The organism is Nonomuraea sp. NPDC050202, assembly GCF_040656115.1.
Classification (GTDB): Bacteria; Actinomycetota; Actinomycetes; order Streptosporangiales; family Streptosporangiaceae; genus Nonomuraea.
Window position 1 is genome coordinate 1 of the sequence record NZ_JBFALF010000007.1, and the last position, 16,143, is coordinate 16,143.

At 71.8% G+C, this 16,143-nt stretch carries 17 protein-coding genes; 10 read left to right on the forward strand and 7 right to left on the reverse strand.

Annotation, left to right across the window (positions count from 1 at the left end; all coding sequences use genetic code 11):
* Window positions 1–1,550 (reverse strand): M14 family metallopeptidase (locus AB0I79_RS21005; RefSeq protein ID WP_357875337.1); only part of this gene is annotated, 1,550 nt, incomplete at its 3' end.
* A gap of 71 nt (window positions 1,551–1,621) precedes the next feature.
* Window positions 1,622–2,314 (reverse strand): nitroreductase family protein, encoded by a 693-nt coding sequence (locus AB0I79_RS21010; protein ID WP_357875338.1) that lies wholly within the window; start codon window positions 2,312–2,314, stop codon window positions 1,622–1,624.
* Between the two features lie 94 nt (window positions 2,315–2,408).
* Between AB0I79_RS21010 and AB0I79_RS21015 the strand changes: the two genes are divergently transcribed.
* A complete protein-coding gene (locus tag AB0I79_RS21015; RefSeq protein ID WP_357875340.1) occupies window positions 2,409–2,909 on the forward strand; it encodes an Lrp/AsnC family transcriptional regulator in 501 nt (166 codons plus the stop codon).
* Here AB0I79_RS21015 and AB0I79_RS21020 read toward each other — a convergent pair.
* From AB0I79_RS21020 to AB0I79_RS21030, 3 genes are read right to left on the reverse strand one after another with little or no spacing between them, the layout of a single operon-like run.
* Window positions 2,890–3,498: a hypothetical protein gene (locus tag AB0I79_RS21020; RefSeq protein ID WP_357875961.1), complete on the reverse strand. Its 609-nt coding sequence runs from the start codon at window positions 3,496–3,498 to the stop codon at window positions 2,890–2,892. The two genes, AB0I79_RS21015 and AB0I79_RS21020, sit on opposite strands and share 20 nt — an antisense overlap.
* Window positions 3,486–4,877, reverse strand: a complete 1,392-nt coding sequence (locus tag AB0I79_RS21025; protein ID WP_357875342.1) for a selenium-binding protein SBP56-related protein — start codon at window positions 4,875–4,877, stop codon at window positions 3,486–3,488. The genes AB0I79_RS21020 and AB0I79_RS21025 overlap by 13 nt, the downstream gene beginning before the upstream one ends.
* A gap of 31 nt (window positions 4,878–4,908) precedes the next feature.
* Window positions 4,909–5,775 (reverse strand): TIGR03619 family F420-dependent LLM class oxidoreductase, encoded by an 867-nt coding sequence (locus AB0I79_RS21030; RefSeq protein ID WP_357875344.1) that lies wholly within the window; start codon window positions 5,773–5,775, stop codon window positions 4,909–4,911.
* 118 nt (window positions 5,776–5,893) lie between these two features.
* On the opposite strand from AB0I79_RS21030, the gene AB0I79_RS21035 reads away from it, so the two are divergent.
* From AB0I79_RS21035 to AB0I79_RS21045, 3 genes are all read left to right on the forward strand, one after another.
* Complete coding sequence (locus AB0I79_RS21035; RefSeq protein ID WP_357875345.1) at window positions 5,894–7,060, forward strand: serine hydrolase domain-containing protein; 1,167 nt, start codon at window positions 5,894–5,896, stop codon at window positions 7,058–7,060.
* 47 nt (window positions 7,061–7,107) lie between these two features.
* Window positions 7,108–7,758, forward strand: coding sequence for a leucine efflux protein LeuE (leuE, locus tag AB0I79_RS21040; RefSeq protein WP_357875347.1), 651 nt, complete (start codon window positions 7,108–7,110; stop codon window positions 7,756–7,758).
* 214 nt (window positions 7,759–7,972) lie between these two features.
* Window positions 7,973–8,614: a VC0807 family protein gene (locus AB0I79_RS21045; RefSeq protein WP_357875349.1), complete on the forward strand. Its 642-nt coding sequence runs from the start codon at window positions 7,973–7,975 to the stop codon at window positions 8,612–8,614.
* Here AB0I79_RS21045 and AB0I79_RS21050 read toward each other — a convergent pair.
* Together AB0I79_RS21050 and AB0I79_RS21055 are read right to left on the reverse strand one after the other, a co-directional pair.
* The gene (locus AB0I79_RS21050) at window positions 8,522–9,544 is read right to left on the reverse strand and encodes a hypothetical protein (protein WP_357875351.1); all 1,023 of its coding nucleotides are present in this window, start codon (window positions 9,542–9,544) and stop codon (window positions 8,522–8,524) included. The two genes, AB0I79_RS21045 and AB0I79_RS21050, sit on opposite strands and share 93 nt — an antisense overlap.
* A 40-nt stretch (window positions 9,545–9,584) precedes the next feature.
* Window positions 9,585–10,736 carry a histidine kinase gene (locus AB0I79_RS21055; RefSeq protein WP_357875353.1) on the reverse strand — a complete coding sequence of 384 codons (1,152 nt, stop codon included), beginning with the start codon at window positions 10,734–10,736 and terminating at the stop codon, window positions 9,585–9,587.
* A gap of 392 nt (window positions 10,737–11,128) precedes the next feature.
* On the opposite strand from AB0I79_RS21055, the gene AB0I79_RS21060 reads away from it, so the two are divergent.
* The 6 genes from AB0I79_RS21060 to AB0I79_RS21085 all read left to right on the forward strand — a co-directional run bounded on the left by AB0I79_RS21060 (window position 11,129) and on the right by AB0I79_RS21085 (window position 16,139).
* Window positions 11,129–11,749 carry a DedA family protein gene (locus tag AB0I79_RS21060; RefSeq protein ID WP_357875355.1) on the forward strand — a complete coding sequence of 207 codons (621 nt, stop codon included), beginning with the start codon at window positions 11,129–11,131 and terminating at the stop codon, window positions 11,747–11,749.
* Window positions 11,750–11,785: 36 nt separating this feature from the next.
* Window positions 11,786–12,598: a DMT family transporter gene (locus AB0I79_RS21065; RefSeq protein WP_357875357.1), complete on the forward strand. Its 813-nt coding sequence runs from the start codon at window positions 11,786–11,788 to the stop codon at window positions 12,596–12,598.
* 61 nt (window positions 12,599–12,659) lie between these two features.
* The gene (locus AB0I79_RS21070; RefSeq protein WP_357875963.1) at window positions 12,660–13,865 is read left to right on the forward strand and encodes a glycosyltransferase; all 1,206 of its coding nucleotides are present in this window, start codon (window positions 12,660–12,662) and stop codon (window positions 13,863–13,865) included.
* Entirely contained in the window at window positions 13,862–14,542 is a 681-nt protein-coding gene (locus AB0I79_RS21075) for a DUF998 domain-containing protein (protein WP_357875359.1), read from the forward strand. Before AB0I79_RS21070 ends, AB0I79_RS21075 begins: the two co-directional genes overlap by 4 nt.
* Window positions 14,543–14,673: 131 nt before the next feature.
* Complete coding sequence (locus AB0I79_RS21080) at window positions 14,674–15,399, forward strand: hypothetical protein (protein ID WP_357875361.1); 726 nt, start codon at window positions 14,674–14,676, stop codon at window positions 15,397–15,399.
* Window positions 15,396–16,139, forward strand: a complete 744-nt coding sequence (locus AB0I79_RS21085; RefSeq protein ID WP_357875363.1) for an isocitrate lyase/phosphoenolpyruvate mutase family protein — start codon at window positions 15,396–15,398, stop codon at window positions 16,137–16,139. The genes AB0I79_RS21080 and AB0I79_RS21085 overlap by 4 nt, the downstream gene beginning before the upstream one ends.
* Window positions 16,140–16,143: the final 4 nt, after the last annotated feature.

Here is a 16,143-nt window from a genome sequence, read left to right on the forward strand (position 1 = left end):
CCGGTGGACGGCAGGGTGATCGGCGGCGACTGGATCGAGGTGATCCCGCCGTCGACGTCGTACGCGCCTGCCGAGGAGCCTGCCAGCCGCCCGGTTACCAGGTCGTTCGTGCCGCTGACCGTGGTGCCGAGCTGCTTGGCGCCGCTGGACGTGGTGGCCTCGGGGTCACCGCGCTCCCACTGGCCGAGGGTGGCGGTGTCGGTGGCGGACGGGTTGGCGGTCCAGCCCGTGGCCGTCTCGAACGTGTCCGACCAGACGGTCACCGGCGGGTTGCCGGTGCCGCAGTACTGGGCCTCCTTGCCGATGATGCGGTAGACGCAGTCGGAGTACTCCAGGAAGCGCAGCACCGCCTCCCTGTTGCGGGTCGTCTGGGGGACGATCTGCTCGTCCGGCGGGTAGAAGCCCGGGCTGGAGCCGGTCGGGTACATCTCGAAGGTGAAGCTGAAGATCTTGTAGACGCCCCACATCCAGTCGTCGATGGTGCCGTCGGTGATGTAGAGGTCGCTGGCCTGCTCGGGCGTGTACCCGTTGGTGGAGGCCATGTTCTGGCCGAGGGTGGCGTGCGCGTCCCTGTCGTCCTGGGTCAGGCCGGGGGCGGTGTCGTTGAAGGTGTAGCCGTAGGGCCACAGGATCAGCTCGCTGTAGGTGTGCCAGTCGATGTGCGACTTGATCTGCTGGACGCCGCCGACCACGCGGCTGCGCACCCAGTTGGCCGCCGCCCTGACCTCGGGCGCCGACTCGGCGCTCGCGCCCCGGTACGTCTCGCTCGACGTCGAGCCGGACGAGCCGCCGCAGCAGCCCCAGTTGTAGGCCCAGTTGCGGTTCATGTCGGTGCCGACGGCCGACGAGCCGGAGTTGGGCTGGCGGTTCTTGCGCCAGGAGCGGTAGCTGCCGGTGGCGATGTCGTACTCGCCGCCGTCCGGGTTCATGTCCGGCATGATCCAGATCTCCCTGGTGTTCACCAGGTTGGTGATCCTCGCGTCGCTGCCGTAGTTGTCGGTGAGCAGGTGCATGATGTACAGCGCCATCTCGACCGTGAGGTGCTCGCGGGCGTGCTGGTGGGCGGTGAACAGGACCTCGGTCTCGTTCTCGTCCGTGCCCACGTTGTCGCTGATCTTGATCAGGCGCAGGTTCCTGCCCTCGTACGACGTGCCGTAGTTCGACTGGCTCATGATCGTCGGATGGGCCGCCACCAGGGCGTTGATCTCCGCGTTCATCTCGGCGTAGTTGTGGTACTGCGAGTCCGCCGGCGGGAAGTCAAAGGCGTCGGCGGACGGGGGTGTCGGGCGGGGCACCTCCGCGACCCGGTAGCCGAGCCGCCTGATCGCGGAGACCTCGGCTTCCGTGGCCGTGACCACGACGGAGTCCGTGGCCACCTCCTCGATGGCGGCTCCTGTGGCCGCCACGGCACTGCGCTGCCGGGCGTCGGCCGGGCCGGACACGCGGTACTGCTTGTTGGGCGGCGGTTCGGCGGTGGCGCCCGCGCCCGTCATGCCGGTCAGGCAGATCAGGCTGAGGGCGGCCATCAGGATGACTAAACGGCGTTTCACCTCGTCCTCCTCAGGCGCGCCGGATGGGGTACTGACTCGCGCCTGAACTGAGAGTGATGAGGTTGGAAGACCTAGGAAAGACCCAAATTTACGGACATGGGGATAAGGGCTTCCTCCAACGGTTTCCTGGCCAGATCGGGCACTTCGCTCCCCTCGGCCGCGTACCCGACGGGGAACAGGATGTAGGGCCGCTCGTTGGCCGGGCGGCGGCAGATCTCGCCGAGGAAGGCCATCGGGTTCGGCGTGTGCGTGAGCGTGGACAGGCCCATGACGTGCAGCGCCGTGATGAACAGGCCGCAGGCGATGCCCACGCTCTCGTTGACGTAGTAGTGGCGGACCTTCTCGCCCTCGCAGGTCAGGCCGTACTTCTCGGCGAAGCAGACCACCAGCCAGGGCGCCACCTCCAGGTAGCCCTTGTCCGAGCCGGTCTCCAGCGGCTCCAGCGCCGCCCGCCACTCGGGCGGCAGCCGGCCGCCCTCGTAGTTCTGCCGCTCCTCGGTCTCGGCCGCCTCGCGCACGCGCCGCTTGGTCTCCGGGTCGCCGATCACCACGAACTTCCACGGCTGCTGGTGCGCCCCCGACGGCGCGGTGTTGGCGGCCCGCACGGCCAGCTCGACACACCGGTACGGCACCGGCTCCGGGCTGAAGTGCCGCACGCTGCGCCGCCGGTCCACCAGCCGGTGGAACTCCTCGCCGCGCCTGACCATCTCCTCGGGCGCGTAGCGCTCGGGCCTGTAGGGAACGAACGGGTGCCGGTGCTCCATAAGATCGCAAGTCTCGGCCCGGGTGCCGGATCTGACAACAGTGCCCCTCACATGCTGCCGATCTGACAGCGAAAACCCCCCATGGGAGGCGAATATGCCAGCACGCCGCCACGGTCTCGACGATCTCGACCGCGCCGTCCTCCGTCTGGTCGCCGAACGCCCGCGCAGCGGCCTGCTGGAGATCGCCCGGCTGCTGGGGGTGGCGCGGGGGACCGTCCAGGCCCGGCTCGACCGCATGGTCGCCGACGGCGTGATCACGGGTTTCGGTCCGGCCCTGTCCCCCGCCGCGCTCGGGCACCCGGTGCAGGCGTTCACCACGCTGGAGGTCGAGCAGGCGGCCCGCGAGCACATCTCGGCGACCCTGGAGGCCATCCCCGAGCTACTGGAGGCCTACATCGTGACCGGTCCCGGCGACGTGCTGTGCCGGATCGCGGGCCGCGACCACGAGCACCTCCAGCAGGTCATCGACCGGATGCTGGCCATCCCCGGGGTGCGGCGCAGCACCACCGTCATCACGCTGTCCACGGTGGTGCCGCACCGTGTGATGCCGCTGACAGGTCCGTGGCAGGGCGGTGTCAGACCTGGGCCAGCGTGATGACCCCGGCCGCCACCAGGGCCATGGCCCACATGCGGTCCACGTTGAACCAGGCCCGCCGCAGCACGGTCAGCCCGGCGACCCGGTAGACGACCACGGCGACGGTCCCGGCCACCCCGAACATCGCCAGCGTGTGCAGGGCCGCCACGCCCAGCCCGCCGGAGGCGGCGTGACCCGCGTGGCCCTGCGCGTGCAGGCCGGTGAAGACCGGCAGCAGCATCAGCCCGGCCCCGTGGGCGGACGACATCAGGAACGACCAGCCGGCCAGCTGCCACAGCGACAGCCGCATCCCCACCCACCGGAAGTGCCTGCGGGACAGCAGCCGCCACAGTCCGAAGCCCACCAGCACCACCCCGCCCCCGATCGACAGGACGCTGCCCGTGACCAGCGAGCCGGTGGCGGCGACGACGAGGGCCACCAGGGCCACCGAGGCGAGGTGACCCAGGGCGATCACCGGGATCGACTGCAGCAGCCGGTCCAGGCTGCGCTCCTGCAGGCCGCGGGCCACGGCGAAGAGCCAGCCCATCGCCGGGTTGAGGCCGTGGAAGGCGCCCAGCAGGAGCACGGCGGTGAGCGTCACGGGTAGCAGTAGGAGTCGGAGGAGGCGTCGCCGCCCTGCAGGCGCACCTGGTGGGGGCGCAGGCCGCGGAAGTCGTCCCCGTGGGGGAAGAAGCGGGTGTCGAAGGTGAACGCGTCCGTGTCGATCTTGGCCATCCAGGCGCCCACCCCGTCCGGGTAGAACTGGTCGTCCCAGGCGCCGTACAGGGAGTTGGTGAGGTAGACGCGGCGGCCGTCGCGGCTGACCTCGACCATCTGCGGCCCGCCGCGCAGCGGGAGCCGGGGGTCGGCGGGGTGCGGGTTCCGGTGGGCGATGCCGCCCACCCGTAGCGAGGCCAGCTCGACCGGCTTGAACGGGTCGGCGACGTCGAACTGCTTGATCTCCCCCGTCCCCCAGCACGAGACGTAAAGCCGCTGGTCGTCCACCGACAGGGCGATGTCGCTGACCAGCGGCGGCACCGCGCCGAACGGCTGCAGGATCGGCGGCAGGCGGTCGGCGTCCGCCGGTTCGGCGGGGATGGAGATGACCTTGCGGGCCTGCCAGCGGCCGTCCTCGTGGAACCAGGTCCAGACGGACGCCGACAGGTCCTCGACGCTGACGACCACGCCGGCGAAGCCGTACAGGCGGGTCGGGTCGTGGGCGGGGCGCAGCTCCAGGGGCATCTGGTGCTCGTCGCCGAGGTCCACCTCCTGCACGTGGGCACGCTTGCGCAGGTCCCAGAAGTGCAGCTTGTGGCCGTACTTGCGGCCGAGCAGCAGCTCCCCGACCAGCCCGTCCTCGATCATCGACGGCGTCCCCCACTCCGAGGGGACCAGCACGTCCTGGTTGATGTGCCACCAGAAGTCGTAGGCCAGGTACTGCGGCCCCCGGTCCAGCTCCCACTGGCCGATCACCTCGAACGAGGTGTGGTCGAGCACCGCGATGCCGCCGGGCCCGTCCCTGCCGTCGGCGCCACCGAGCGCGGAGACGTACAGGCCCTCGGGGCCGCAGTGGACCGTGTGCGGGCGCGAGTAGCCGGCGCGGCGGGCCAGCGTCTCCGGTTCGATCACCTTGACCAGCTCGGGGCTGATCCGGTCCTTGGTGTCGTAGATGTGGATGCGCGAGGAGCGCAGGCCCGGCACGACCAGGTAGCGCCGCTCCACGTGCGGGTGCGGCGCGTTCGGGCACAGGGCGCTGCTGCACGCGTTCCAGCCGAAGTGGTGCAGCTCGTCGCCCGTGTTGGGCAGGTCGGTCCAGCCGGCGACGGTGCCGTAGGCGGGCGAGGACGGGTCGGTGTCGATGACGGCGAGGGCGTCGGGCCGGGCCGCCGCCCGGTCGAAGGCGGCGACGTAGGCCAGCTTCTCGGCGGGGGCGCCGGCGGCGTCTCTGGGGAACGGGTAGAACGTGGGATCCGGAGTCCAGAGGGTCATCTCTCCAGATATAGACCGATTCCCTATACCGTCAATGGGTATTGATCTCCGCGATGCGCTCGACCAGCCCGTCCATGTCGAAGCCGATCGGCTGCCACAGCACGTGGTCGGCGCCCAGCGCCCTGGCCCGCGACAGGTCCTCGGCCACCTGCTCCGGCGAGCCGGTGAGCGGTGCGCGCTCGTCCAGCGGGCGCTCGCTGACCGTGCCGTTCACCTGGATCACCAGCGGGCCCGCGCCGCCGGCCTTGCGGTACGCCTCGACGCCCTGGGCGAGCTGATCCCAGTCGAACACCACCGTGGTCAGCCCCAGCCCGAGGCCGGCCACCCGCTCGACCGCCGCGGGCGCCGCCGCGCCCCCGAGCAGGGTCAGCCCCGTCGGCTTGGGCCCGATGCCCGACTCGGGGATCGTGTAGAAACGGCCGGAGAAGCTCACCGGGTCGGGGCCCCAGCACGCGCGCATGGCCTCCACGTGCTCCGCGAAGCCCGCCCCGCGCCGCTTGACGGGCACGCCCGCCGCCTCGAACTCCTGCTTCATCCAGCCCTGCCCCAGCCCGGCCCAGACGCGGCCGCCGCTGAGCCGGTCGAGCGTGGCCAGGCGCCTGGCCAGCACGACAGGGGGGTGGAACAGCACGTCCATGACCGTGGTGCCCAGGCGGATCGTGCTGGTCCTCGCCGCGAGGTAGGACAGGGTCTCCAGCGGGTCGTACACGGAGGCGCTCTCCTCGGGCAGCGGGATGACCTGTTCCAGCCCCAGCATCCAGGGCTGGGCGGGCCGCAGCAGGCGTTCGTAGGTCCACACCGCGCCGAGCCCCGCCCGCTCGGCCGCCTGGGCCACGCGGACGATCTCCTCCGGGTTCGCCTGCGGGCCTGTCACGGGAAGTCCGATTCCGAGATCCATCTCGTGCTCCTTCCTTGTCTGCACTTCTGACCAGGGCCGGGGTGGAAAGTCATCGGTTTACACGCGCCGACATTCGTGATGCATTCGGGAAATGACCGTGCATGGCACTTGTGACCCCATGTTCTCCCAGGTGCGCGAGGAGTTCGAGGCCAATCTGGCCCGCCGCGGCGAGCTGGGCGCGTCGGTGTGCGTGATCGTCGGCGGCGAGGTGGCCGTCGACCTGTGGGGCGGGCAGGCGGCGCCCGGCCGTCCCTGGGCGAGCGACACGATCGGGCACGTGTGGTCGTGCACGAAGGGCGCGACGGCGCTGTGCGCCCACGTGCTCGCCTCGCGCGGCGAGCTCGACCTGGACGCGCCGGTGACCCGCTACTGGCCCGAGTACGGCGTGCGCGGCAAGGGCGGCACGCTCGTCCGGCACCTGCTCTCCCACCAGGCCGGGCTGCCCGCGCTGCGCGAGCCGCTGCCGCCCGGTGCCTTCTACGACTGGAAGCTGATGGCCGGGCGGCTGGCGGAGCAGGAGCCGTACTGGGAGCCGGGCACCCGGCACGGCTACCACGCGCTCACCTTCGGCTACCTGGTGGGCGAGGTGGTGCGGCGGGTGAGCGGGCGCTCGCTCGGCACGTTCTTCCGCGAGGAGGTGGCCGAGCCGCTCGGGCTGGACTTCTGGCTGGGGCTGCCCGAGGAGCAGGAGGGGCGGGTCGCGCCGACCGTGCCCGCCGATCCGCCTCAGGCGCCGGCCTCGTTCTACCTCAAGGCGTTCGGCGACCGCACCTCGGTGCAGGCGGCGGTGCTGGCCCACGAGGGCGGCTACATGGGCGCCGGCGAGTCCGACAGCAGGGCGGCGCACGCCGCCGAGATCGGGGCCGTCGGGGGGATCACGAACGCGCGGGGACTGGCGGGCATGTACCGCCCGCTGTCGCTGGGCGGCGGCGACCTGGTGAGCAGGGAGCACCTGGCGCTCATGTCGCTCACCGCCTCGGCCGGCGCCGACGCGGTGCTGCTCGCGCCGACCCACTTCGCGCTGGGCTTCGTCAAGGCGGTGGACAACCGGCATCTGCCCGAGCCCGACAGCGAGGGCGTGCTGCTGCCGGAGAGCGCGTTCGGGCACGTCGGGATGGGCGGCTCGATCGGGTTCTGCGATCCGGCGGCGCGGCTGGCGTTCGGCTACACGATGAGCAGGCAGGGCGCCGGGCTCGGCGTGAACCCGCGCGGCCAGGCGCTGGTGGACGCGGCGTACCGGGCGCTCGGCCACCATCAGGCCTACGGAGGCATCTGGTACGCCTGATCACCGGATACCGTGATATGTCACCATTCTTCCCAGGAGCAAGCGGCATGTTCTTCGGTATCACGGATTTCTGGGCCTACGTCGTCGGCGCCTTCCTGATCATCCTCCTGCCCGGCCCGAACTCCCTGTACGTGCTCTCCTACGCCGCCCAGCACGGTGTCCGGCAGGGATACCGGGCCGCCGCGGGCGTCTTCGTCGGCGACACGGTGCTGATGTTCCTCACCGCCGCCGGCGCCGCCTCGCTCCTGCGGGCCAACCCGCTGCTGTTCACGATCGTCAAGTACGCCGGCGCGGGCTACCTCGCGTGGATCGGCTTCCAGATGCTCCGCGGCGCCCTGAAGTCATGGCGATCGGCCCGGACGACGGAGACCCCGGCCGAGAAGGTGGACGCCCGCACGCGACCGTTCCGCAAGGCCCTGACGATCAGCCTGCTGAACCCGAAGGCCATCCTGTTCTTCCTGTCGTTCTTCGTGCAGTTCGTGGACCCGGCCTACGCCAACCCCGCGCTGTCGTTCGTCATCCTGGGCGCGGTCATCCAGCTCTTCAGCTTCCTCTACCTGACCGGCCTGATCTTCGGCGGCACTTTCCTGGCCGCGCAGTTCCGCCGCCACCGCCGGCTCAGCGCCGGGCTCACCTCCGGCGTCGGCGCCGTCTTCCTGGGGTTCGGCGCGAAGCTCGCCACAGCGTCACTCGGATGAAAGCCGTATTCAAGGTTGCGCTGTTTTCGTGGAGACAGATGGAACGCGTCAAAAGAGGCAGTCCCATCCCTCCTCCTCGGGTACGGTAGGCCACCGGCGTGCTTCCCGGGACGGCGGTGATGGACGCATCGGTGACGTCGAGCGATCCATCCGAAACGCCTGGTCCCCCGAAGCCCGGGTAGACGTCGATCGTCGGCCTATCTGCGGAGCAGCCTTGAACCATCCACCGGTCGCCCTCCCACGCCTCACCGCGCTCGCCCTGCAGGCGGCTCCCCGGCTGCTCGAAGGCGTGGTCGCCCCCCTCGCCGTCTTCTACCTCGCCATGGTGGTCCTCGGCTTCAAGTGGGCGCTGGCCCTCACCGTCGCCTGGGTCTACCTGGGTGTGGCCTGGCGGCTCGTCAAACGGGTCAAGGTGCCCGCCACCATGTACCTGGCCGCGTTCGCGATCACCATCCGGGCGATCGTGGCGTTCTGGACGGGCACCTGGATGTGGTTCTTCATCCAGCCCGAGATGGGCACGATCTGCATCAGCATCGCCTTCCTCGCCTCCGTACGGCTGAACAGGCCGCTCGTGCAGAAGCTCACGCTCGACTACATCCATCTGCCGTCCGCGGTGCTCAAGCACGAGCGGGTGCGCCGGTTCTTCGCCAGGATCACGCTGCTGTGGGCGTTCGTGCTGCTGATGAACTCCACGCTGAGCATCTTCCTGGCCGTCTACGAGTCGATCGGCGGCTCGCTCGGCGCGTTCATGATCCTGCGCACGTCAGCGGTGGCCGTGATCAGCGGTACGGCGATCACGTTCTCGATCATCGCCTTCAAGCGGCTCCTGCACCGGCTGCACGTCGCGCACACCTGACCGCTCCATCAGCAGGAACGCCCCGCACAACCCCATGACCAGCCCGGTCAGCATGCCGAACAGCTCCACCAGGTCGGCCGGGTCGCCCGCCCCCGCGGCCATCGGCCCGCCCACGGACCGGATGATCAGCACGTAGAGGCCCCAGGCGAACAGCGAGCCCGAGCCCAGCCAGGCCGCCACCAGCGGGCGCCAGAACGGGCCGGCGCCCCGCCTGCGGACGATCATCACCAGCGCGACGGCCCCCGCGACCGCGAGCAGGCCCTTGACCCCGCTCTGCGCCGCCGCCGCTGCCGGGCCTTCGAAGGCCTGCACGAGCCGCACGCCGCCCAGCACCACGGCCACCGGCAGCGCGGCCCAGGCCAGGATCGCCTGCAGCGGCCTCGTGGGACTGGGGAAGGGCAGGCCGGTGGCCGTGGTGAAGGCGGCCGGCCAGCGGTCGCGGGCGTACAGGGCGAAGGCCGCCATGAGGCCGACGCCCTGCGCCAGGAAACCGCTGTAGACCATCATGTAGACCCACGGCGCGATGGGGCCGCCGCTGAACGCGGCCGTCCCGGCCGCCGCGACGACGATCGGCGCGGTGACGACGATCACCGACAGCAGTCCGGTGCCCACCCAGAGCGGGAGCAGCACCAGCAGCGCGGGCAGCCGCATGCCCCAGCGCGCGGTGAAGGCCAGCGCCAGCAGCAGGCCCACGGCGTCCATGCCGAAGGTCATCGCGTTGAGCCCGACCATCGCCGGGTCGCTCATCAGGCTCGGGTCGCTCACGCCGAGGGAGCTGCCGGTCAGCCAGAGGATCTTGAGCGTGAGGTAGGGCAGCATGGCCGCCACCGCCACGATCGCGGCAGTGCGGCGGCCGATGCCCGGCGCGAGGTCCGTGGTGCTCACGACCTGGCGGGGCCGGTGGTCGGCGCTCGGTGCGGGTTGCGTCATGCTCCGAGCGTCGCGCGTCCGGCTGCCTGGGCCCTCCCGCCTAGCGGGGATCCTCCTCCCCCTCGTGGGGGAGTGTCACGGTCAGCTCGAAGCCGTCGCCCGCCGGTCCGGCGGTGAGCGTGCCGCCGGCCAGGCGTACGCGCTCGCGCAGGCCCGCCAGCCCCAGCCCGCCGGTCCTGGCGGTGGGCCTGGAGCGCGGCGGCCCGTTGCGTACGCGGACCAGGTGCGGCGCGACCGAGACCGCCACGGCGGCCCCCGGCGCGTGCTTGGCGGCGTTGGTGAGCCCCTCCTGCACCACGGCGGCGGCCAGGCCGGGCACCGGCCCGGGGGCGAGGTCGAGGGAGATCGACATGCCCGAGTCGGCGGCCCGGCGCACCAGCTCCGGGACCTCCTCGCCCACGGGGGCCAGCGGCGCCGCGTCGGAGTCCTCGCGCAGCAGCCCGATGATCTGGCGCAGCCGCTCGGTGGCGTCGGCCGCCGCGAGCCGCAGCTCCCCCGCCGCCTTGACCTGGGCGGGGGCGAGCCCGGGAGCCAGCTCCAGCCCCGCCGCCCTGACCGCGATCAGGGCCAGGTCGTGGCCGAGCGAGTCGTGCATCTCGCGCGCGATCCTGGCCCGCTCCCGCAGCCTGGCCTGCGCCTCGGCCGACATCCTGGCCTGCCGCCGCTGCTGCAGCAGCTTGCGGCGCAGCACCCCGAACAGGTGCGGCACCACGTAGGTGCCGGCGACCGCGGTGGCCATCGACACCCACAGCGCCAGATCGCCGCCCCTGCTCAGCACCACCACCACGCCCACCAGCGCGATCAGGCAGAACGCGACCAGCGCCGGCCCTCCCCTGGCCATGCGCCGCCCGGTCAGGTACGCGTACCAGGCGATGAACGGCGACGTCGGCAGCAGCGGCAGGATCTTCACGTTGCGCCGGGGCAGCAGCCAGCTCAGGTCCACGGTCGCGAACCCCTCGCTGAACCGCCACGGCCCCAGCGGCAGCAGCAGCACCAGGGCGGCCAGCGGGTAGGGCCGGCCGACGAGCACGGCCACCGCGGCGAGCACCCAGCGGGGCACGGTCACCATCCCGAACCCGGCGGGGTCCTGGAACGGGTCGGGCCCCATGGCGGCGACGAAAACGCCGAGCGCGACGAAGAGCAGCACGTCATAGACCACCTGGCGGCGGTTCCCCCGGCGAAGACGTCTCACCGCACCGACGGTATCGGCAGTGCCGGGAAGCGGATGCCGTCCGAAGTCAGGTGGCGCCCCTGACGAAAGTCGGGGGTGGGGTGCCGTCCACCACCGTGGTGGGGCTAGCCCCACCACGAATGCGCCTATCTCCACTCCTGATTCCACCGGCGAGAACCGGTTTGATCGAAGGTGTCATCCGGAGGTCGCAGGCCCTCCCCCCGACGAAAGTAGGGGGTAGTGCGTGCCGATCGTCCGATGTGCCGTGAACTGCGGAGTTCCTAGTTTCAAGGGGTATCGGCCCTGACCCGCGTAAGGGAAAGGACCGCGTTCGACCGGGGGCATCCCCGATGTTCCCGGACGCCACACGCCGTCAGGCTGTGTGAGTGCCCTAACGATCGGAGTACACACTCATGTCGCACGCCATCCTCGACCTCGTCGAGCAGGTGATGTCGTCGCCGTGGTTGTATGTCGCGCTGTTCGGCCTGGCGCTGCTCGACGGGTTCTTCCCCGTCGTGCCCGCCGAGACGTCCGTGATCACGGCGGGGGTGTTCGCCGCGGCCTCCGGCGAGCCGAACCTGGCCCTGGTCATCCTGGTGGCCGCGCTCGGCGCGTTCGCCGGGGACCACATCTCCTACCTGATCGGCAACAAGTCGTCAGGCAGGCTGCGCGACAAGAAGGCGTTCGTCTGGGCGCGCGGCGCCCTGGCAGAACGGGGCGGCCTCGTCCTGGTCGTGGCCAGGTACATCCCCGGGGGGCGTACCGCGACCACGCTGACCATGGGCGCGGTGCGGCATCCGCTGCGCTCGTTCACCTTCTTCGACGCGATCGCGACGAGCTCGTGGGCGGTGTACTCCGGGCTGATCGGCTACTTCGGCGGGATGGCGTTCGAGAACGACCCGATCAAGGGTCTGCTGCTCGGCCTGGGCATCGCGCTGTCCATCACCGCCGTGGTGGAGATCGTGCGATGGGTCAGGAAGAAGCGCGCCATCAAGGCTTCCCCGGAACGTCTTCCTGCGGACACGTCCGTTTGACCCTGCCTGGCAACCATCCGTCTGAAAGGAGTGCGCATGACTGTGCTGGCCGCGGTGATCGCCCTGGTCGGTTCGCTGTTCTTCGCGCTCGGGGCCGCGCTGCAGCAGTTCGAGGCGGTCGGCTCCGCCAAGCCGGGGCTGCTCGCGCTGCTCAGGAGGCCGCGCTGGCTGCTCGGCGGCGTGTCCATCCTGGCGGGTGGTGGCCTGCACATCGTCGCGCTCGGGCTCGGGCCGCTGACGATCGTGCAGCCGATGGGCGTGGCCAGCCTGCTGTTCGCGCTGCCCCTGGCAGCCACGCTGCACGGCCGCAGGCCGTCGCGCGCCGAGCTGGTGTCCGCCGGCGTGGTGGCGGCCGGGCTGATCGGGCTGGTGCTGCTGGTCCCCGAGTCGCACGGCCCCACCCAGCTCAGCCCGAACGGCGTGCTCACGCTGCTGGGCGTGGCGGGGGTGGCGGCGGTGCTGCTGTGGGCCGGCTCGAAGGCGGTCTCGCCCGCCGGCCGGGCGGCGCTGCTGGCGACCAGCTCAGGAGTGCTGTACGGCGCCACCGCCACCCTCATGCGGGTGCTGGTGGACGGCGCCTGGAACTGGTGGTACCTGCTGGCGCTGCCGGTCCCCGCGCTGCTGGCGCTGGTGATGCTCCAGCGGGCCTACGCCGTCGGGCACTTCGGCGTCTCCTTCGCCTCGCTGCAGATCGCCGACCCGCTGACCGCGGTGGCGTTCGGCGCGCTGCTGCTGGGCGAGCCGCTGCCGACCGGGATCCTGCCGGTCCTGGCGGCCCTGCTGACCGCCGCGGGCACCGTCGCCCTGGCGCGGACCAGCCCGCTGGAGGCCCACCACGACCCCGCATGAGATTCCCCAGTTCACGGCTCTCCCCAAGCCATCCCTGACATCGGAGTTCATCGACATGGCCATGCCCCTGCACAGCGTCCCCGACCGCGCCGCGCTCTCCCCCGCCCCCGAGCGCCCGCGCCGCATCCTCATCTCGTCCGACACCTACCCACCCGACGTGAACGGCGCCGCCTACTTCACCCATCGCCTGGCCACGGGCCTGGCCGCGCGGGGCAACGAGGTGCACGTGGTCTGCCAGTCGGACCTGGGCCCGGCCAGCGCCGACGTGTCCGACGGCGTGATCGTGCACCGGCTGCGCTCGGCGCCGCTGCTGGTCCACCCGACCATGCGCTTCACCGTGCCGACCCGGCTCGACCGGCTCGTCTCCATCATCAAGCCCGACGTGCTGCACACCCAGGGTCACTTCGTGGTCGGCAGGTCCGCCATCGCCGCCGCCCGCCGGGCCGGCGTGCCGATCGTGGCCACCAACCACTTCATGCCCGACAACCTCTTCCAGTTCGCCCACATCCCCGCGCGGCTGCGGGAGAAGGCGGGCAAGCTGGCCTGGCGTGACTTCAGCCGCATCTTCAACCGGGCCGACCACATCACCACGCCCACCCCGCTGGCCGCCAAGCTGCTGGCCGACCAGGGCTTCGGGCGCGGCGTCGAGCCGGTCTCCTGCGGCATCGACCTGACCAGGTTCTACCCGCACACCGAGCCCAAGGCGTGGGCGCGCAAGATGTTCGACCTGCCCGACCGGCCCACGATCCTGTTCGTCGGCCGCCTCGACGAGGAGAAGCGCCTCGACGAGGTGATCCGCGCGCTGCCGCTGGTGCTCAACGAGACCGACGCGCAGGTCGCCTTCGTCGGCAAGGGCAACCAGCGGGAGGAGCTGACGCGGCTGGCCAGGCGCATCGGCGTGAGCGAGCGGGTGTTCTTCCTCGGCTTCGTGGCCGACGAGAACATGCCGCAGGCCTTCGCCGCCGCCGACGTGTTCGCCATGCCCGGCGTCGCCGAGTTGCAGAGCATCGCCACGCTGGAGGCCATGGCCTCGGGGCTGCCCGTGGTGGCCGCCGACGCGATGGCGCTGCCGCACCTGGTGGACGGCAACGGCTACCTGTACCAGCCGGGCGACGTGGTCGCGCTGGCCCGGCACCTGGCGACCGTTCTCGCCGACGACGGCCTGCGCGCCCGGCTCGGCAAGGCCAGCAGGGAGCTGGCACTCACCCATGACGACCAGGCGTCGCTCGCCCGGTTCGAGCGGATCTACGACGAGGTGATGCGATGACGCCCAGGCAGAGCGTCTGGGGCACGATGATCGGCACGCTGGTGTCGGCCGGCGCGCTCGCGTACGCGGATGTGGCGCTGCCCACCCAGGTGCTGCTCAGCGACTACGCGCTGGTCTCCGGCGGCCTGGTGCCCGTGCTGATCGGGATGCTGGCGCTGGCGGCGGCCTGCCTGTGCCTGGCGTACGGGCTGGCCACCCTCGACCCCGCGCGCACCGCGCCCACCCGGGTGCTGCTGGTGGCCGGGGCGGCGGGGCTGATGATGAGCGCGATCTTCCCGACCGACCCGGGCACCTCGCAGATCGGTACGCTCTCCGGCGAGATCCACCGCTGGTCGGCGGCGGTCGTGTTCACCTCGCTGCCGGTCGCCGGCTGGGTCCTGGCCAAGGGCCGGGCGGCGGCGTCCGGGTGGAACGCGGTGCGCGCGCTCAGCGTGGCCGCCGCGGCCACGCTCGCGATCTACCTGGCGGCCCATCCGGCCTCCATCACCTCGTCGCTGATCAACGGCGGCGGCTACTACGGGACGCTGGAGCGCGGCGTCGTGCTGGCCGAGATGGCGCTGCTCATCGCCATGGCGCTGGCCACCTTCTCCGGCCGGGCCGTCGCGAAGAGCGAGCCCGTACCCGCCGAGCCGGCCGAGGTCCCCGAGCGCGAGCCCCAGGAACGGCTGGCCGCCTGACGCGCTTCCCCCGAGACACGCCTCTCCAGCGGACACGCTCCACCACCTGACGCGCTTCCACCGCACGGCACCCCCGTCCTGTCCGCGACATTTCGACCGCCGCCGAAAGGACTGCGCCCTAGCGTGACCTCATGCTCATCACCCGACATGCCGAAGCCACGGCGGTGCTCTCCGACACCCGGTACGTGCCGCCACCCGTACGCCAGGACGGCACGGAAGGGACGCTGGCCTGGCTGCGTGCCCGCGTGTCCCGGTTCAGCACCGGCGAGACGCACGCGCGGCGGCGCCACGAGCTGGTCGAACTGCTGAGCGGGCTGGACCCCGCCGGGCTGCGATCGGCCGCCGAGGCGCTGACCAGGCAGCGGGGCGGCGACTGGCGTGGCGTGCCGACGGCCGTGCTGGGAGCGGCGCTAGGAGTCGAGGACACCGGTGCGGTGCCCGCCGCCGCGGCCGGCTACCTGTCGGGCGAGGAGAGCCCGCAGGCCGACGCCGCCGTGGCCGAGCTGCTGAAGCTGGCCGGCATCCCGGTGATCACGCTGCTGCTGCAGGCGCACGCCGCCACGGAGGGGCTCATCGAGACCGCACTCGCGCACGCCGGCCCCGACCAGGACATCGACGAGCTGCTGGGCGAGACGCTCAGGCACGACCCGCCGCTCAAGGCCACCCGCAGGCTGGACACGCGCACCGGCGACGAGGTGACGATCGACCTGGTGGCCGTCAACCGCGACCCCGGCGCGCACGACCCCGCGCGCGGCCACGTCCCGCACCTGACCTTCGGCCACGGCGTGCGCCCCTGCCCCGCCCCCGAGCACGCGCTCGCGCTGGCCGCGGGCGTACTGGAAGGACTGCTGAAGTGAACTTCCACGACCTGCACCGCCCCGGCGATCCGCTGCTGCTGCCCAACGCCTGGGACTACGGCTCGGCGGCCTACCTGGCCGCGCACGGCTTCTCTGCGATCGGCACGACCAGCCTCGGCGTGGCCGCCGTGCACGGCAGGCCCGACGCGGCCGGCGCCACCAGGGCCGAGACGATCGAGCTGGCGGAGGCGATCAGCGGCCTGGGCGTCCTGGTGACGGTGGACATCGAGGGCGGGTTCAGCGACGACCCGGCCGAGGTGGGCGAGCTGGTGGCGGGCCTGGCGGCGCTGGGCGTGGCGGGCGTCAACCTGGAGGACGGCCGTCCTGACGGCACGCTGCGCCCCATCGGGCTGCAGCAGCGGATCATCGAGGCGGCCAAGGGGCACGGCGTGTTCGTCAACGCGCGCACGGACACGTACTGGCTGGGGACCGGCGAGGGCACCGCCGAACGGGTGGACGCCTACGCGCACGCCGACGGCGTCTTCGTGCCGGGGCTGAGCGACCTGGACGAGATCGCGAAGGTGGCGGCGAGCACGCCGCTGCCGCTCAACGTGCTCTACCAGCAGGGCGGGCCCAGCCTGGCCCGGCTGGCCGAGGCCGGGGTGGCCAGGGTGAGCACCGGGTCGCTGCTCTACCGGGCCGCGCTGGCGGCGGCGCTGGGCACGGCGCTCGCCGCCCGCGGTGAGCAGGCCCCAGGGATGCCGACATATGCCGAGATCGTCGCCTGGTTGCCGCGATAATCGA